The 17,736-nt window shown below is 68.0% G+C and carries 16 protein-coding genes and 1 pseudogene; 12 read left to right on the forward strand and 5 right to left on the reverse strand.

Going from position 1 to position 17,736, the window contains the following annotated elements; genetic code table 11:
- The 3 genes and pseudogenes from ABZW74_RS11625 to ABZW74_RS11635 form a co-directional block, all read left to right on the forward strand.
- Positions 1–549 (forward strand): annotated as a pseudogene (locus ABZW74_RS11625) (F420-dependent methylene-tetrahydromethanopterin reductase); the annotation flags it as partial.
- 91 nt (positions 550–640) lie between these two features.
- On the forward strand, positions 641–1,087 hold the full coding sequence (locus ABZW74_RS11630) for a DUF350 domain-containing protein (RefSeq protein ID WP_240859905.1): 447 nt from the start codon (positions 641–643) through the stop codon (positions 1,085–1,087).
- Between the two features lie 75 nt (positions 1,088–1,162).
- On the forward strand, positions 1,163–1,621 hold the full coding sequence (locus ABZW74_RS11635; protein ID WP_240859869.1) for an SRPBCC family protein: 459 nt from the start codon (positions 1,163–1,165) through the stop codon (positions 1,619–1,621).
- 373 nt (positions 1,622–1,994) lie between these two features.
- On the opposite strand, the gene ABZW74_RS11640 is transcribed toward ABZW74_RS11635, so the two are convergent.
- Together ABZW74_RS11640 and glp are read right to left on the reverse strand one after the other, a co-directional pair.
- The gene (locus ABZW74_RS11640) at positions 1,995–2,792 is read right to left on the reverse strand and encodes an HAD-IIA family hydrolase (protein WP_240859871.1); all 798 of its coding nucleotides are present in this window, start codon (positions 2,790–2,792) and stop codon (positions 1,995–1,997) included.
- 51 nt (positions 2,793–2,843) lie between these two features.
- Entirely contained in the window at positions 2,844–4,064 is a 1,221-nt protein-coding gene (gene glp / locus ABZW74_RS11645; RefSeq protein WP_355276328.1) for a gephyrin-like molybdotransferase Glp, read from the reverse strand.
- Between the two features lie 95 nt (positions 4,065–4,159).
- On the opposite strand from glp, the gene ABZW74_RS11650 reads away from it, so the two are divergent.
- From ABZW74_RS11650 to ABZW74_RS11660, 3 genes are read left to right on the forward strand one after another with little or no spacing between them, the layout of a single operon-like run.
- Positions 4,160–4,903 (forward strand): phosphatidylserine decarboxylase, encoded by a 744-nt coding sequence (locus ABZW74_RS11650; RefSeq protein ID WP_240859874.1) that lies wholly within the window; start codon positions 4,160–4,162, stop codon positions 4,901–4,903.
- Positions 4,904–4,941: 38 nt separating this feature from the next.
- Complete coding sequence (locus ABZW74_RS11655; protein WP_355276330.1) at positions 4,942–5,970, forward strand: phosphatidylcholine/phosphatidylserine synthase; 1,029 nt, start codon at positions 4,942–4,944, stop codon at positions 5,968–5,970.
- Positions 5,967–8,192 (forward strand): AAA family ATPase, encoded by a 2,226-nt coding sequence (locus ABZW74_RS11660; protein ID WP_355276332.1) that lies wholly within the window; start codon positions 5,967–5,969, stop codon positions 8,190–8,192. The genes ABZW74_RS11655 and ABZW74_RS11660 overlap by 4 nt, the downstream gene beginning before the upstream one ends.
- A gap of 28 nt (positions 8,193–8,220) precedes the next feature.
- Here ABZW74_RS11660 and mbtM read toward each other — a convergent pair whose 3' ends face one another.
- The 3 genes from mbtM to ABZW74_RS11675 all read right to left on the reverse strand — a co-directional run bounded on the left by mbtM (position 8,221) and on the right by ABZW74_RS11675 (position 10,973).
- Positions 8,221–9,834, reverse strand: coding sequence for a long-chain-fatty acid--ACP ligase MbtM (mbtM, locus tag ABZW74_RS11665; RefSeq protein ID WP_355276375.1), 1,614 nt, complete (start codon positions 9,832–9,834; stop codon positions 8,221–8,223).
- Between the two features lie 148 nt (positions 9,835–9,982).
- Positions 9,983–10,393 carry a hypothetical protein gene (locus ABZW74_RS11670; protein WP_355276334.1) on the reverse strand — a complete coding sequence of 137 codons (411 nt, stop codon included), beginning with the start codon at positions 10,391–10,393 and terminating at the stop codon, positions 9,983–9,985.
- Between the two features lie 151 nt (positions 10,394–10,544).
- A complete protein-coding gene (locus tag ABZW74_RS11675) occupies positions 10,545–10,973 on the reverse strand; it encodes a hypothetical protein (protein WP_240859885.1) in 429 nt (142 codons plus the stop codon).
- A gap of 74 nt (positions 10,974–11,047) precedes the next feature.
- On the opposite strand from ABZW74_RS11675, the gene ABZW74_RS11680 reads away from it, so the two are divergent.
- Genes ABZW74_RS11680 through mnhG form a run of 6 tightly spaced genes read left to right on the forward strand, consistent with a single transcriptional unit; the run spans position 11,048 to position 17,543 of the window.
- The gene (locus ABZW74_RS11680) at positions 11,048–13,966 is read left to right on the forward strand and encodes a Na+/H+ antiporter subunit A (protein WP_355276336.1); all 2,919 of its coding nucleotides are present in this window, start codon (positions 11,048–11,050) and stop codon (positions 13,964–13,966) included.
- Positions 13,963–14,577, forward strand: coding sequence for a Na(+)/H(+) antiporter subunit C (locus ABZW74_RS11685; RefSeq protein WP_355276338.1), 615 nt, complete (start codon positions 13,963–13,965; stop codon positions 14,575–14,577). The genes ABZW74_RS11680 and ABZW74_RS11685 overlap by 4 nt, the downstream gene beginning before the upstream one ends.
- A complete protein-coding gene (locus ABZW74_RS11690) occupies positions 14,574–16,187 on the forward strand; it encodes a Na+/H+ antiporter subunit D (RefSeq protein ID WP_240859892.1) in 1,614 nt (537 codons plus the stop codon). Before ABZW74_RS11685 ends, ABZW74_RS11690 begins: the two co-directional genes overlap by 4 nt.
- A complete protein-coding gene (locus tag ABZW74_RS11695; protein WP_355276340.1) occupies positions 16,184–16,954 on the forward strand; it encodes a Na+/H+ antiporter subunit E in 771 nt (256 codons plus the stop codon). Before ABZW74_RS11690 ends, ABZW74_RS11695 begins: the two co-directional genes overlap by 4 nt.
- Entirely contained in the window at positions 16,951–17,214 is a 264-nt protein-coding gene (locus ABZW74_RS11700; protein WP_240859895.1) for a monovalent cation/H+ antiporter complex subunit F, read from the forward strand. The genes ABZW74_RS11695 and ABZW74_RS11700 overlap by 4 nt, the downstream gene beginning before the upstream one ends.
- Positions 17,211–17,543 (forward strand): monovalent cation/H(+) antiporter subunit G, encoded by a 333-nt coding sequence (gene mnhG / locus ABZW74_RS11705; RefSeq protein ID WP_240859897.1) that lies wholly within the window; start codon positions 17,211–17,213, stop codon positions 17,541–17,543. Before ABZW74_RS11700 ends, mnhG begins: the two co-directional genes overlap by 4 nt.
- Positions 17,544–17,736 lie beyond the last annotated feature (193 nt).

A 17,736-nucleotide genomic window follows, 5' to 3' on the forward strand; every position in this document is an offset into this window, starting at 1 on the left:
CTGCTGATCCTCCCGGCGGCCACCTTCGTTCTCGGCGACACGGACGCCGAGGCCGCCGAGCTCGCACACGAGGTGCGCCTCGCGCAGGTGAGCGGGCAGACCGCGATCAAGTTCCTCGAGCAGCTGTGGAACCGCGACCTCTCCGACCACGATCCGGACGGCCCGCTACCCACCGTCGACCCGCTACCGGGCGAGAACACCGTCGCCAAAGGTCGTGCGAGCGTGCGGATTCACCGCGACCCGCGCGACGTCGCCAATGAGTGGCGCGATCTCGCCGCCGCCAAGAACCTCACCACCCGCGAGGTGATCATCGAGGTGACGGGCCGCCAGGCGTTTGTCGGGTCGCCGACCACCGTCGCACACGCGATCAACGACTTCGTACAGGCGGATGCGAGCGACGGATTCATTCTCGTCCCGCACATCACGCCCGGCGGACTCGACAGATTTGTCGCCGACGTCGTCCCCGTGCTGCAGGAACTCGGCGTCTATCGGCGCGAGTACCCCGGTTCGACGCTGCGGGATAATCTCGAACTCCCCTTGCTCGCCTGACGCGGCACGCCCATCGGCGGCAAAGCATCCCGTCGGCGTTCCATGCTCGATAGGGTTCTAGAGTCCGCCCTACCGCATGGGAGAGATCGACATGGTCGCATTGCTGCGCGACAACCTCGGCCACGCCGCCGCGTTCAGCCTCGCGGGCATCGTCGCGCTGATCATCGGGTTCCTCGCGCTCGATCTCGTCACCCCCGGACGCCTGCGCAATCTGGTGTGGCTCGACCACAACCGCAACGCCGTGATCCTGACGACGTCGATGGTGATCTCGGTGTCGGTGGTGATGATCTGTGCGGTGGTCGACACCGCCGACCTCATCCTGTGGCGGGCCGTGCTCTACACCGCTGCCTACGCGGTCCTCGCGATCGCCGTGATGATGTGGTCGTTCGTCCTCATCGACTGGCTCACCCCCGGCAAACTCGGCACGCTGCTGCTCGAGGGCGGAACCCACCGCGGCGACGACCATCCGGCCGGCTGGATCACCGCGGCCGTGTTCGTCGGGATCGGCGCGGTCATCGGGGCGACCCTGCTCGTCTGACGTCACCCGCTTATTGACGGTTAGACAGTAGGCCCATAGGGTGACCACAAATCGCACCCAATGGAGGGGAACAGCATGCCTGCAGAACTCATCGAGGAATCCGTCGACATCGACGCCACGCCGGAGAAGGTGTGGGCGGTGATCTCCGACCTCAAGCGGATGGGCGAGTGGAGCCCGCAGTGCGTGAAGATGATCATCCGCGGCGGCGACGTCGACCTCGACACCAAGACGATCAACATCAACCGGCGCGGCGCGCTCGTCTGGCCGACCACCTCGAAGGTCGTGCGCTTCGAGCCGAACAAGACCATCGGCTGGCGTATCACCGAGAACAACACCGTGTGGAGCTACTCCATCACACCGTCGGAGAATGGCGTCAAGCTCACCGAACGGCGCGAAGCACCGGGCGGCAAGACCAGCAAGATCTCGTTCACGCTCGTCGAGCGCTTCATGGGCGGCAACGACAACTTCGACGTCGAACTCAAGGCCGGCATGGCCGAGACGCTCGGGAAGATCAAGAAGGCCGCAGAGGCCTGACCCGAACAGTACTGCCTTGGGCCTCCTGACCTGCGGTAACGCGTTCGACGCCCTCCGCTCCCGGAGGTGCCCGAGGCGCTAGCCGACTGCCTCGAAGGGCTGGTGAGACCACAATGTCAGTTCGCCTGGCCTTCGAGGCTCGCTCCGCTCGCACCTCAGGCAGCGTGGGGTGGCTCTTCCCGCGTCCATGACGTCGGCAACGCCGACGGAGGGACGCTGACTCGAGAGTTACGGGACCACCGCGCTGACCTGGGGAGATGCAGTCTGCCGCGGAGGCGCTCCGGACACTCTGTGTCCTGTCGGAGAGTCTGTGTGCTGCAGCACCCAGTTGACCCGATTCGACACAGGGTGTGGGCGGGCCGGGGTGCGGTGGCTATCCGCTGATCTTGTCCAGCAACGCCGGGAGATCGGCGAGCGAGTCGATGATGTGGTCAGGCACCGGACCGAATTCGTCGCGCTGCAATGCCCGGAGCGCTTCCTCGCGAAACTTGCCGGTCTTCACGAGCACCCCGATCAGCGCCGACGCCTGGGCGCCGAGGACGTCGTTGTGCATGTCGTCGCCGACCATCACCACCTGGGTCGGTTCGAGCGCCATCAGTTCCACAGCGGCCCGAAAGCCGAGGGGCGACGGTTTGCCGATCGCCTTGATCTTGCGGCCGACCGCTTTCTCGAGGCCTTCGAGGTACACGCCGGTGTCGATCTTGAGGCCGTCGGCGGTCGACCACGTCATCGACCGGTGCATGGCGATCGCCGGCACGCCGTCCATCATCATCTCCAGCACCTTCGACAACGCGTCGTGGCTGAAGACCGGACCGGCGCCGCCGAGCACGATCACCTCCGCGGCGGACGGGTCGTCGGTGAGTTCGACGTCGGACATGTCCTCGGCGATCGGACCTTGGTTGAGCACCCACACGCGTTTGCCGGGGAAGGTCGACGACACGTATTCGGCGGTCAGCTTGGCCGCTGTGAGGATCTCCTTCGCGTCGACCTCGAACCCGCACTCACCGAGCGCCTCGGCGATCTCCCCGCGCGACCGGGACGTGGTGTTGGTCAAGAACATTCGCGGGATGCCGCGGTCGGCGAGTTCGGCCACCGCGTCGACAGCGCCGGGCAGCGCCTTCCACGAGGTGACCATCACCCCGTCGATGTCGAGCAATATGCCCAAAGCCATGGCACCGAATGTAGTGCGACGCCCGGGGAGTTGCAGCGCGGCGGACGGAGCTCACCCCAGCCGGAGGACCTCGACGTCGTCGTCGGGAGCCAGCTCGGTCACCTCGGGAGGAATGTCGATCAGCGCGTCGGCCGCTGCGAGATAGCGGAGATGATGCGACGCCGGCGGACCGATCGGATCGATGATCGGCGCAGCGCCGTCGTCCGAGCGGATCACCCCGCGCAGGAACTGCCGCTTGCCCGGCGTCGAGCGCACCGCCGAGCCGAGCCGAGCATGCACGCGCGGTCGGTGTGGTGACATCTCCGCGGCCGCCCGCAGCGGAGGCCGGATGAACACCTCGAACGACACGAGCGCGCTGACCGGGTTGCCGGGCAGCGTGACGATCGGCACCCGACGTCCACCTGGCGCGGCGATGTGACCACAGCCCTGGGGCATGCCGGGCTGCATCGCGACCTTCACGAACTCGACGTCCGGGTTGCGTGACAGCGCATCCTTGACCACCTCGAACGCGCCCGCACTGACGCCACCGGAGGTGATGATCGCGTCGGCGTCGTCGGCGACGGTGTCGAGCCGGGCGAGGAAATCGTCGACGTCGTCCGGGACGAAATGCAGATGACGCGCGATGGCCCCCGCCTCGGTCACCGCGGCCGTGAGCATCGCGCCGTTGGATTCGTAGATCTGTCCGTGCTCGAGTTCGGTTCCGGGAGCGACGAGTTCGGACCCGGTGGACAGCACCACGACCCGGAGTCGCCGAGCCACCGTCACCTCGGCGATCCCGAGCGCAGAAAGCAGCCCCACCTGCGACGCTCCGATCACGGTGCCGCTCGGCAGTGCTCGTTCGCCGTGCAGGATGTCGGAGCCCGCAGCTCGAATGTGCTTGCCGACCTCGACAGCAGCGGTGATCGACACCGTGCTGGTCGAGCCGTCGGTGAGCTCGACCGGTACCACCGCATCCGCCCCCTCGGGCAGCGGCGCACCGGTCATGATCCGATGTGCGGTGCCGGGCGCGAGGACCAGCGAGTCGGTGCGGCCGGCAGGGATGTCGTGGGCCACCGGTAGTGCGACAGGATGCTCTGGGGTGGCCGACGCGATCTCTGCAGCACGGACGGCGTAACCGTCCATCGCGGAGTTGTCGAAACCGGGAAGCGAGATGGGCGCATGAACGTCGCCCATCGTGACCAGACCCAAGGCATCGGGCGTGGGCAGGCGGACCGCTTCCGGAGCCGGAAACAGTGCCGCGACGACAGCTTGGTGCTCGACGACCGAACGCATGATGCTCAGCATGCCACCCCGCCCCGCGGACACCCACGGGATCTAAGCTGTAGCCGTGCCCGTTGGCACATTCATCGACGCAACAGGAGGCAGTGGTGGCCAGACGTCCGCGACCGGACGGATCGACCAACAGCCCGGCGGGTGAGATCAACCCGTTCGCCCACCTGCTCGACCTGGCACGCGAGACGATCCCGCCGATTCATCGCGCCGGACTGCCCTTCGTTCTCGGACCCGCTGCGGTGGCGCTGCTCGGGCGGCGACATCCCTGGATCGCTCGGCCCGCCGCCCTGACCGCGGGGGCGTGCGCCGCGTTCTTCCGGCATCCGAGTCGGGTGCCGCCGACCGGGAACGGCATCGTCGTGGCACCCGCCGACGGAACGATAGCGCTGGTCGACGAAGCGGTGCCGCCCGCCGAGGCCGACCTGGGGACCGAACCGCTGCCCCGGGTCTCGACCTTCCTCTCGATCTTCGACGTCCATGTCCAGCGCGCCCCGATCGCGGGCACCGTCACGTCGGTCACCCACACTCCCGGCGCCTTCCTGTCCGCGGACCTCCCGGAGGCGAGTTCGGACAACGAACGAACCACGATGACCCTGCGCTGCGCCGACGCGACCGGCGGTGAAACGGAGATCGCGGTCGTGCAGATCGCCGGGCTCATCGCGCGTCGGATCGTCTGCGAGCCGGGGGTCGGGGATCAGCTCGCGATCGGTGCGACCTACGGCCTGATCCGGTTCGGCTCCCGGGTCGACGTCTACTTCCCGCGCGGCACTCGACCCCTGGTGTCGGTGGGCCAGCGCGCGGTCGGCGGCGAAACCCCACTCGCCGTCCTGGCGGGATGACGCGGACGCGATGACGACTACACGATGACGATTTCACGATGACGGGCCCCAAGCCGGATCGCACCAAACGGTCGTCCCGCACGCCGACCAGCCGTTCCGCCGGTCGCGCGGCGCGCTCGACCACCAAGGTCACCGGCGGGCCGACCCCGGCCGAACGCAACCGGCTACGACGACAGGCCGCGGCCGGCCGCATGTTCGTGCCGTCGGCCCTGACGATCCTGGCGATCTGCGCAGGCCTGACCGCGATGCGCGCAGCGACCACCGGCGACATCAACGCGGCCATGGGTCTCGTCGTCGCGGCTGCACTGCTCGACGGACTCGACGGTCGGGTCGCGCGGATGATGGGCGCGACCACCCGCATCGGCGCCGAGATCGACTCGCTGGCCGACGCGATCAACTTCGGCGTCGTACCGGCCATGATCGTGTATTTCCACCTCATGGACGGGCAGGATCTCGGTTGGGCGCTGGCCCTGATCTATTGCTGCGCGATCGTGCTGCGGCTGGCCCGGTTCAACACCCTGCTCGACGACGACGAAGCGCCCGCCTACACACGCGACTTCTTCGTCGGCGTTCCGGCGCCCGCCGCGGCCATCTGTGCGCTGCTCCCCATCGGTCTGGCGCAGCAGTTCGGCGACGGGTGGTGGACCTCGCTGCCCGCGGTCGGCGGGTGGCTGGTGCTGGTCGCGTTCCTCGCGGTCAGTCGCATCCCGACCGCATCGCTCAAGGCCGCGTCGGTTCCTCCGCGTGCGCTGGCAGCTGTGCTCATCCTGGTCGCCATCGGCGCTGCTCTCCTGCTGACCTTCCCGTACGTGCTGATGATGATCGCGATCGCCGGGTACGCCGCACACATCCCGTTCGCCTGGCGGTCCCGACGCTGGGTGGCGTCGCGGCCCGAGTTCTGGGAGGACCGTCCGGCCGAGCGACGCGCACAACGTCGGGCCATCCGCGCGACCGGCGGTCGTCGGCGTCGACCGGCGATCAGGAAGTCGCAGGCACGGCTCGGGCTGAACCGACCGACGGCACCGGCACCCGCCCAGGCGCCGACCGATGCGGGTGAGACGCCGTGAGCGCACCGAACGGCCTCACCCTCACCGCGCGCCTGAACACCTCGGCAGCCGATTCCCGCCGCGGTCTCGTGCGCGTACACCCCGAAGTGCTGACCGCGCTGGCGCTGCGCGAATGGGATGCGGTGTCGATCATCGGTGCCCGAGTCACCGCGGCAGTGATCGCGGCGACCGAGTCGAGCACCCCGACCGGCGTCGCGCTCCTCGACGACATCACGTTCTCCAACGCCGGGGTCAAAGAAGACGCTCCCGTGGTGCTCTCACGAGTGATCGTGCACGGCGCAAGTCGCGTGGTGGTCACCGGTTCGGCGCTGGCGACGCGGTCGGTCGACGAGGCGACGCTGCGCCGGGCGCTACTGGGCAAGGTGCTGTCGGTCGGCGACGCGGTGTCGTTGCTGCCGCGCGATCTCGGCCCGGAACTCGCCGCCACCGAGGCGACCCGATCGCTGGCTCGCTCGGTCGGCATCACGTGGACCAACGAGTTGCTGACGGTGTCGGGCACCGACCCCGCGTCGCCCGTCAGCGTGCAGCCCAACACCGCGGTGCTGTGGTCCACCGGTTCGGAAGTGCCGGATACACAAGGCTTTTCGCCGAGCATCCCGGGTCTGGGCATAGTTCCAGCGGGTTCGACACAGCGCGCGGCGACCGCGCCTGCCGACCGCGTGCCGGTGCGTCCGGTGTCCGAACTCGTCGGCGTCGACATCCAGATCGGCAAACTCACCGAATGGCTGCAGATCACCCTCGACGAGCCCGAGGTCCTGCGCACACTCGGCGCGGCACCCCGACTCGGCGTGCTGATCTCCGGGCCGGCCGGCGCAGGTAAGGCGACAATGGTGCGTTCCGTATGCGCCGACCGCCCGCTCGTCAGCGTCGACGGTCCGACGACCGGCGCCATGGAGTCCAACGCCCGACTCCGTGTGGTGACCGACGCCCTCGCACAGGTCCGCGGCGGCGGTGGCGTACTGCTCATCACCGACGTCGACGCCCTGCTGCCCGCCGAACCCGACCCGGTGGCGACGCTGATCCTCGACGCGTTGCGGTCGGGCATCGCCGACGGGGCGGTCGCGCTGATCGCGACGACCGCCGAACCCGCTCGCCTCGACGTCCGACTCCGCGACCCCGACCTCTGCGACCGCGAACTCATCGTCGGCCTGCCCGACGCGGCGACCCGCGCCCGTCTGCTGTCCGCGATACTCAAAGGCGTTCCCACCGACGGCGATCTGGATCTGGCCGCCGTCGCCGCCCGCGCCCCCGGCTTCGTCGCCGGTGATCTCGCGGCGCTCACCCGCGAGGCCGCGTTGCGTGCGGCGGCCCGCGCAAGCAACGACAAGTCGTCGCCCGCCCTGCGCACCGACGACCTCCTCGGCGCTCTGTCCGTGATCCGGCCGGTGTCGCGCGGCGATTCGCCGGAGGTCGCGCTGGGGTCCATCACGCTCGACGACGTCGGCGACATGGTCGAGACCAAACAGGCCCTCACCGAGGCCGTGCTGTGGCCGTTGCAGCATCCCGACACCTTTGCCCGGCTCGGTGTCGAACCTCCGCGCGGCGTGCTGCTGTTCGGCCCACCCGGGTGCGGCAAGACCTTCGTCGTGCGGGCCCTCGCCGCGTCGGGCCGGCTGTCGGTGCACACGGTCAAGGGCGCCGAACTCATGGACAAGTGGGTCGGTGCTTCGGAGAAGGCCGTTCGTGATCTGTTCGCGCGCGCACGGGAATCTGCGCCGTCGCTGATCTTCCTCGACGAGGTCGACGCCCTGGCTCCGCGTCGCGGTCAGTCCACCGACTCCGGGGTCGCCGACCGGGTGGTTGCGTCGCTGCTCACCGAGCTCGACGGTGTCGAACCCCTGCAGGACGTGGTGGTCCTCGGCGCCACCAACCGTCCCGACCTCATCGACCCGGCGCTGCTGCGGCCGGGTCGTCTCGAACGACTGGTGTTCGTCCCGCCGCCGGATGCCGCGGCGCGCGCCGACATCCTGCGCGCCACCGGTAAGAACGTCCCGCTCGACGGCATCGACATCGACGACCTCGCCGCCGACCTCGACGGCTACTCCGCAGCCGACTGTTCGGCATTGCTCCGCGAGGCAGCGCTGTCGGCGATGCGCCGCGACATCGACACCGCGACCGTCACCGCCGACGACGTCACCGAGGCCCGTAGCCGGGTGCGGCCGTCGCTGGACGCCGCCCAGGTGGAGAACCTCCGCGCCTACGCCGAGCGTCGCGTGGAGTAGGCGGCGCTCCAGCGCCGAGCGGGTCGCGTCAGCCCCAGGTCCCCGACTCCAGCAATTCCTTGGCCTCGAGTCGGCGGAGTTTGCCCGACGTGGTTCGGGGCAAGGTTCCGGGGTCGACGAACACCACGTCGGTCGGCAGCACCCCGCACTCTGCGGCCACGGCGGTACCGACGTCGGCCCGTGCCGCGTCGGCATCCCGGCCGCGGAACTCGGCGATCACCACAAGCCCTGGGCGCGAAGATGATTCCGCGCGGGCCACGGCGACGACACCACCACTGCGCACGCCCTTCACCGTCGCAGCTGCCCGTTCGACCTCCACCGGATACAGATTGCGGCCGGCCACGATGATGATCTCCTTGGACCGCCCACAGATCACCAGTCGCCCGTCGATCAGATAGCCGAGATCGCCGGTCGCGAACCACTCGCCCGGTCGCAGCGGTGGCTGACCGAGGTACCCCGACATCATCGATGTCCCGCGGATCTCGACGGAACCGACGTCGCGTCCGGCGATCGCCTGGACCGCCACATCCGCCGTCACCACCCGAATCTCCATGCCGGGCAAGGGCTCACCGAGGATCGCGTAGCGTCGTCGAATTGCCTCACCACCGCCCGGCGGTGTGACGAGGACGTCGTCGTAGTTGGCTCCCTCACCCGCCGACGGCATGGTGACCGCGCACGCCGATTCAGCCATCCCGAACGCGGGAGTGGCGGCAGCAGGGTCGAACCCGACCTTGGCCGCCTCCGCGAGGAACTTGTCGAAGGCGTCCGGATCGATGGGTTCGCCGCCGCTGATCGCCACCCGCAAATGCGACAGGTCGGCATCGCGCAGAAGACGCCCGTAGCGGCCGAGCAGGTCGTAAGCGAAGTTGGGTGCTCCGGTGACCGTTGCGCGGGTCTCGGTGAGCCATTTCGGCCAACTGAACGGCGATGCCGCGAACGCCGTGTTGGGGACGACGAAGATGGGTCCGCCGACCCCCATCGAGCCGAGCAGGAACATCAGGCCCATGTCGTGGTAGAGCGGCAACCAGCTGAACCCGACGTCATGCTCGGCACTCAGTCCCAGCCGTTCACCCATCTCGACGGCATTGGTGAGGGCCGCGGCCCGCGAGATGACCGCGGTCTTGGGCTCGCCGGTCGAACCAGCGGTGCCCTGCAGGATCGCGGGATCCTCAGGGGAGGCGGGGACCGGTTCGAAATCGGCGGCATCCGCGTCGACGCCGTAGGTTCGTGCATCGGTCACCCGCAGCGTCCCGTCGATCTCCGAGAGTTGGGCGAGTTCGGTGCCGCCACCGAGGACGGTGGTCACCCCCACGCCGACGAACCTCTCGTAGGTGGTTTCCGCCCAACGGTCGCGGTCCGCTCCACGCACCGGACCGGGCAGGATCGACACCGCGACCCCCGCGAGGAAGGCGCCCTGAATTGCTGCGATGAGATCAATCGTCGGGTCGCCGATGAGGCCGAGGGCACCGGGTCGCGCCGGGCCGGTCGCTGCCGACGACGCATCGTCGAGCAGTTGCTTTGCGATCTGCGCCGAGCGGGAATGTACCTGCCGCCAGGTTCGCACTTCCCATTGCTTGCACTCGCCGTCCAGCACCGACACCTCCGCGACCGATCGCATCGCGTCGCGGAAGTGCCGTGCCAGCTTGTCGGTATCGGTGAGGCTGTCAGTATCGGCGAAGTTGGGGCTTGTCTGAGTCACGCTCGGTCCTCCGGTGGGTGGTCGAAGGTCGAGCCCTCAACTGCTTTGGCAAGCCTCACTTTACCCGTGGGAAATACGCACTGCGAACTGATTAGTTGGCTGCCGTCGGCGCCTGCGGCTGGTTCTGGCCTCCGGATTGTTGCCCGTTGGGCATCTGACCCTGACCCATCTGACCATTCGGCATCTGACCCGGCCCCATCTGACCGTTCATGCCACCCGGCCCCATCTGGCCATTCATGCCACCCCGGCCGCCCGGTCCGTTCATCTGGTTCGAGTTGCTCGAACTGTTGTCGCCGACGATGTAACCCGCCCCGAATCCGAGCAGGCCGGCGAGCACGGCGATGCCCACCCCGCCCGCGACGATCGCGTTCTTGACCTTCGACGGCAGATTCACACCGCCGCGATCGACGGGTTCGGTGGGCTGTGGTGTAACCGGCGCCGGTTCGGTCAGCGTTGCCGTCGCAGCGGTGCCGGTGTCGTGCGTAGGTGTGGTGTCGGACATCGGTGTCGATCTCACTTTCTCAGTGGCCCGACGATCGCCGGGCTCGGTGAATGTGAGACCACGGTGCCCGCGGGCGCTATGTCCGGACTGCCGGGCGCCTGCCAATCGGCTGTGAGCACAGAGTCCGGGCGTCAGAAGCCGGCGGCCGGGGTCAGGCAGCGGTGACCTGGTAGATCACCGACGACGCCCCTGCAGCGGCCTGCGGCGAGGTCCCGACCGTCACCACGTACTTGGTGCCGTCCTTGTCCGCGGACAGGATCACCACCATCTGGCCGCCGACGGAGTTGCGCGACGATTCGACGTACCCGTCGTCGGTGAGCTTCTTCACGGCCACGTCGAGTTGATTGCCACCGTTGGCCGGGCCCTGGATCGTCACCGTCCAGCCCTGCTCCTGGGTGCCCGACGCACTGAGCACGGTCCCGTCGAGGAGGGGCACCTGGTCTTTGGGGAAGTCACCCGGCAGGGCGACCCCGTCGGGCGCCGACTCCTCGGCGGTTCCGCAAGCACCGAGAACACCGATCGCGGTGGCCATCGCGGCGATCGCGAGAGCGGTACGAACGAGCCACCCGAACCTGAACATGGGAGCAACGGTAAGCTAGGTCGCGCGGGCAGACGTCCGTGACACCCCGCCGATCGAGAAGACGGAGTGCCCTTTTGATTTCTGTGTTGGCCGCGCTGGCAGTGTGTGCTGTCGTCGCACCCGCAGTGATCCACGCGATGGGCACCAAGGGTTTCTACGTTCTCGCCCTCGCCCCCGCCGGAGCACTCGCCTGGGTCGTCGCCGAATGGCCGGACGCCGACCCCGCACAAGCGCGCACCGAAACGCTCGAGTGGGTTCCGTCGCTGCAGATGGACATCACCACCCGGTTCGACACACTCGCCGCCATCATGTCGGTGCTCATCCTCGGCGTCGGCGCGCTGGTGCTCTGCTACTGCGCCCACTACTTCGACGACGCTCGTCCGCGGGTCGCCATCTTCGGTGGCGAGATGATCGCGTTCGCCGCCGCGATGTTCGGTCTGGTCGTCTCCGACAACATGCTCGTGCTCTACGTGTTCTGGGAGCTCACGACCGTCCTGTCGTTCATGCTGGTCGGCTTCTACGCGGTACGTGCGACGTCACGCCGCGCAGCGACGCAGGCCCTGCTGGTGACCACCGCGGGCGGCCTGGCGATGCTGGTCGGGATCATCATGCTCGGCGAACGCAGCGGCACGTACCTGCTCTCCGAGATCATCGCGAACCCACCCGCGTCGGGGTCCTACGTCGACGTCGCGGTGGTGCTGCTGCTGATCGGCGCCCTGACCAAATCCGCGATCGTCCCGTTCCACTTCTGGTTGCCCGGCGCGATGGCGGCGCCCACCCCCGTCAGCGCGTATCTGCACGCGGCCGCGATGGTGAAGGCCGGCATCTACCTCATCGCCCGACTGGCCCCGGCGTTCGCGACGACGATGAGCTGGCACGTGGCGGTCGTCGTGCTCGGGTGCGTGACGATGGTGATGGGCGGTTGGCGTTCGCTACGTGAACTCGACCTGAAGCTGATCCTCGCGTTCGGCACGGTGTCGCAGCTCGGTTTCATGGCCGTCCTGGTCGGCATCGGCGACGCGAACGTCGCGATGGCCGGTCTGACGATGCTGGTCGCGCACGCCATGTTCAAGGCGTCGCTGTTCATGGTGGTCGGCATCATCGACCACTCCACCGGTACGCGCGACATCCGCAAACTCGCTCGACTCGGCCATCGGCTGCCGGCGTTGGCCTTGATCGCGGCGATCGCGGGCGCAAGCATGGCCGGACTCCCGTTCACCTTCGGTTTCGTCGGCAAGGAGACGGCCTTCGGTTCGGTGTGGACCACCGGATCGTTCACGTCGTGGCAGGCCGAGACCATCGACATCGTCCTGCTGGTCGGCTCGATCATCACCTTCGCCTACACGTGCCGATTCCTGTGGGGTGCCTTCGGCCGCAAGGTCCGTGCGACGCCGAGTCCGGCGGTCGCCAAGATGCATCCGCCCGCCACCCTGTTCTTCCTGTCTCCAGTTGTGCTTGCCATCGGCGGTATCGTCGCCGCGCTGGTCAGCCCGCAGATCGGCAACCTCTTCGAACCGTACGCCGAGACCCTGCCCACCTACGGTCACGAGCTCGAGCACCTCGCGATGTGGCACGGTTTCGGGCTGCCGGTGGTGTTCTCGATCGTCGTCGTCGTCGCGGGTGCCGGAGTCTTCCTGGTGGCCCGGCAGCTGCGCGGACGCCTGTTCCGCTACCGCCAGCCGGTCAACGCCGACCGCATCTACGACGCCACGCTGCGCGGCGCCGACACCCTGTCGCTGATGCTGACCCGCAACACCCAGCGCGGATCGCTGCCGGTGACCCAGGGTGTGATCCTCGCGACGTCGATCCTGCTGCCGGTCGTGGTGCTGTTCCTGGGCGCCCGCAACAGTCTGGACATCGACGGCCTCGGGTCGCCGCCACAGGTGGTGATCGGCGGGATCATGATCGCGTCGGCGCTGGCAGCGACCGTCTTGCGCAACCGTCTTGCCGGCACGCTGATCGTCGGCGTCACCGGCTACGGCTGCGGCATGCTCTTCGCGCTCTACGGCGCACCCGACCTCGCACTCACCCAGTTCCTCGTCGAGACCCTCACGCTGGTCATCTTCGTGCTGGTGCTGCGCAAGCTGCCCGCCGAACCCGAACCGCGGCATGCCACCGGCTTCAAGCCATTGCGCGCGCTGATCGGCGTGGCCTTCGGCGCGATGCTCGTGGCCGTCGGCTTGTTCGCCGCGGCAGCACGTTCCACGCAGCCACTGCACGTCGACATCCCGGAAGCCGCCTACAAGTTCGGCCACGGCGCGAACGCGGTGAACGTCCTGCTCGTCGACATCCGCGCGTGGGACACGCTCGGCGAGGTGTCGGTGCTCATCGTCGCCGCGACCGGCGTGGCGTCGATGGTGTTCCGCAACCGCCGGTTCGGTGCCGCACCCCGCGTCGCCGACGCCGCCCGACTCAACGGCAACACCCTCAACGGACACACCGACACCGCCGAGGACGACGATCCGATCCCGCCCGACCGCACCACCTGGTTGCTCGGCAGCGGCCTGCGCGATCCGCGACACCGGTCGATGGTGCTCGAGGCCACCACCCGCCTGATCTTCCCGACCATGGTGGTGCTGTCGGTCTACTTCTTCTATGCCGGCCACAACGCGCCGGGCGGTGGTTTCGCCGGCGGCCTCACCATGGGGTTGGCGCTGGTGCTGCGCTACCTCGCCGGCGGACGCTACGAACTCGGCGAGGCGCTGCCCGTGGAGCCGGGCCGCATCCTGGGTGCCGGTCTCGCGATCTCGGCGACCACCGCGGTCGTCTCGCTGTTCCTGGGGGCGCCCGCGCTCTCGTCGGCGGTCTTCACCATCACGCTCCCCGTACTCGGCGACATCAAGCTGGTCACCGCCCTGTTCTTCGACCTGGGCATCTACCTCATCGTCGTCGGGCTGGTGCTCGACGTGCTACGCAGCCTGGGCGCACGCCTGGATGTCGAGACCGCCGTCGAGGCGAATCAGCCGCTATCGGATCAGCGGGTGAGCCGATGAGCGTCAACCTGTTCCTACTGATCGTCGTCGGCTCGATGGCGGCCTGCGGCGCGTATCTGCTGATGGAACGCAGCGTGGTCCGGATGCTGCTCGGACTGCTGCTCTGCGGCAACGCCATCAACCTGCTGATCATCACGATCTCGGGTGGCATGGGCAATCCGCCCATCATGGGACGGTCGTCGGACAACCGGCCGGCCGACGCCGACCCCCTCGCCCAGGCGATGGTGCTGACCGCCATCGTGATCACCATGGGTGTGGCGGCGTTTGTGCTCGCCATGGTGTACCGCTTGTTCGTCCTCAACCGCGACGACGACGACCTCGACGACGACACGGAGGACGTCAAGATCCAGTCGACGACGCTCGACACCGCACCCGACCGCGACCGCACCGACGACCCGGTCACCCACGCCGACACCAAGGCCGGCGACTTCTTCGACGACGACGGCAACCCCCTGACCGCAGAAGAAGCGGCCGCCCGACACCGGGAGCTGCTCGAGACCGACATCATGCCCGAGGAAGCCGACGTCATCGACGAGATCGGCGACGACACGGACGGTGACGACACAGACAGCGATGCCAACCCGGTGACGACTGGGGGTGATGGCCGATGACACCGCAGGAGTCCTGGTTCCCGGTCCTGATCGTCCTCCCGACTCTGGTCCCGATGATCGCGGCGGCACTGACGCTGCTGCAGAGCCGTAGCCCGCGCTTCCAGCGCGCGGTGACGACCGGCGCGATCGGCACCGCGTTCGTCGCGTCGTGCCTGCTGCTCTACCTCACCAACCGCTATGGCACCTGGTCGCTCACCATCGGCGGGTGGGGCGACAAGGGTTACCCCAACGGACCTCTCGGCATCACCCTGGTCGTCGACCAGCTCGCCGCGCTGATGCTGGTGGTGTCGACGAGCGTGCTGCTGTGCGTCGTCGTCTACGCGATCGGACAGGGTATCCGGGACGGCACCGAGCAGCAGCCGGTCTCGATCTTCCTGCCCACCTATCTGATCCTGACCGCGGGTGTGTGCAACGCCTTCCTCGCCGGCGACCTGTTCAACCTGTACGTCTCCTTCGAGGTGCTGCTGGCCGCGAGCTTCGTGCTGCTCACCCTGGGTGCCAGCGCCGAACGCGTGCGGGCCGGTGCGTCATACGTGATGGTCTCGATGGTGTCGTCGCTGATCTTCCTGGCGGGCATCGCCTTCGCCTACGCGACCACCGGCACGCTGAATCTCGCGGAGATGGCCCTTCGGCTCGACGACGTCCCTAGCGGCACCCGCAACGCGCTCTATGCCGTCCTGCTGGTGGCCTTCGGCATCAAGGCCGCGGTGTTCCCACTCTCGACGTGGCTGCCCGACTCCTACCCGACCGCGCCTGCCCCGGTGACCGCGGTGTTCGCCGGTTTGTTGACCAAGGTCGGTGTGTACGCGATCATCCGCGCGCATTCGCTGCTGTTCCCTGGCGGGTCAATGGACAACATGCTCCTCGTAGCCGGGCTGCTGACCATGCTGGTGGGCATCTTCGGTGCCATCGCCCAGTCCGACATCAAACGTCTGTTGTCGTTCACCCTGGTCAGTCACATCGGCTACATGATCTTCGGTATCGCATTGTCGTCGGAGATCGGGATGTCGGCGGCCATCTTCTACGTGGCACACCACATCCTCGTGCAGACGACGCTGTTCCTGGTGGTCGGGCTGATCGAGCGGCAGGCCGGGTCGGCGTCGCTGCGACGGCTCGGTGGCCTGATCGCCAGCCCGGTGCTGGCGGCCCTGTTCCTCATCCCGGCGCTGAATCTGGGTGGTATTCCGCCGTTCTCCGGGTTCATCGGCAAGGTCGCGTTGCTCGAGGCGGGCGTGCAGGACGGTTCGGTGCTGGCCTGGGCGCTCGTCGCCGGGTCGGTGGTCACCAGCCTGCTCACCCTGTATGTGGTGGCCCGCGTCTGGACCAAGGGCTTCTGGCGACCGCGCGCCGACGCCCCCGAGGGTGACATGGCCGATCGCGGGCCGTCTGCGCTGATCGACGAGAGCTCCGACATCGCCTTCGACGACCGTCCCGACGTCGGCCGCATGCCGATCACCATGGTGGTCCCCACCGCACTCATGGTCGCCGCCGGATTGGTCCTCACCCTGTGGGCCGGTCCCATCCTGGGCTTCACCGATCGCGCGGCCACCGACATCGTCGATCGCAATGTGTACGTCGAAGCCGTGCTGGGAGAAGGTGCCGCGAGATGAGTTCAGAATCGCGGCCACGCGCGCCGGTGGTCTCCACGAAGGGACCGGTGCGCTCTTTCATCATCAACGCGTGGCGCGTCTCGCTGCTGTTCATCTTCTGGCACTTCGTCGGAGCCCTCGTCTGGGTTCGCGGTCACGTGCGCGTACCGCGCTGGTTCGGCACCGACAGCCGCGAGGTCGCGGTGCGGCTCTGGACCATCGCATGGCTGACGTTTGTGTGGGTCCTGTTGTGGGGCACCATTTCCTGGGCCAACATCCTGGCCGGACTCCTTCTCGCGGTACTGATCCTCACCGTTCTGCCGTTGCCGCGGGTACCGGTGGAGGGCCGCATCCACCCGCTTTCGCTGCTGCGCCTGCTGATCAGCCTGTTCTTCGACTTCTTCGTGTCCAGCGCGCAGGTCGCCTGGATGGCCATCCGACCGGGACCACCGCCGCTCGGTGCGGTCATGCGGGTGCGGGTGGCGATCAAGTCCGACATGGTGCTCACGCTGGCCGTCGACTATCTCAACCTCGTGCCCGGCACCATGGTGGTTGAGATCGATCACCGGCGCCGAATGCTCTACATCCACGTCTTCGACGTGCGCACCGAGAAGCAGGTGCGCGCCTTCTACGACCAGATCGCTTATGTCGAGCGCATGTTCGTCAAGGCGTTCGAGCGCGACAGCGAGTGGCATCCGAGCCCGTATCACGGCATCGACGACGATTTCCACGGCGTTCGGTTCGCCGACCGGGAACGGGTCATGGATGTGAAGCGAGGTGAATCGTGACGGTTGTCTGGTTGTTGTGCGCGGGCATGCTGCTGATCTCGGCGGTACTGACGACGATCCGCGTCCTCCGCGGTCCCACCACCCTCGACCGGCTGGTGGCGCTCGACGTCATCATCGCCCTGTGCATGTGCGGCCTCGGCCTGTGGGCTGCCTACAGCCTTGATTCGACGGTGGTCCCGGCGATCGTCGCGCTCTCGCTGCTGAGCTTCACCGGTTCGGTGGCCATCGCCCGTTTCCGAGTCCGGGACGACCAGACATGATCATCGACATCGTCAGCGGCGTACTGATGTTCCTCGGAAGCGCGCTGGCGCTCACCGCCGCCATCGGCATCCTCCGCTTCCCCGACACACTCAGCCGCATGCACGCCGCCACCAAGCCGCAAACCTTGGGCCTGCTCCTTTTGCTCCTCGGTGCGATGCTCCGTCTCGGCCACAACGTCGACGTCGGAATGCTCATCCTCGCAAGCCTTTTCGCCCTGATGACCGCGCCGGTGGTCGCACATCGCATCGGCCGCCTCGTATACCAGGAACAACGCGCACGGGACGGCCTGATGGACCGTGCGGACATGGAAGCGGGAGATCGGGACTGAGCCCAGCTTCCGCCGCCGCCTTCCGCTGATCGAGCCGACTCCGAGCCCCCCGTCACGCTGATCGAGCCGACACCGAACCCCACGCTGGTCGAGCCCACCGCCGGCCTCGTCACGCTGATCGAGCCGGTACCGAGCCCCCTGGGGCGAGGCACCGTGTCGAGATCCGCCGGATCGAGCCGGTACCGAGCCCCCT

Source organism: Gordonia sp. NPDC003585 (assembly GCF_040610755.1).
GTDB lineage: Bacteria > Actinomycetota > Actinomycetes > Mycobacteriales > Mycobacteriaceae > Gordonia.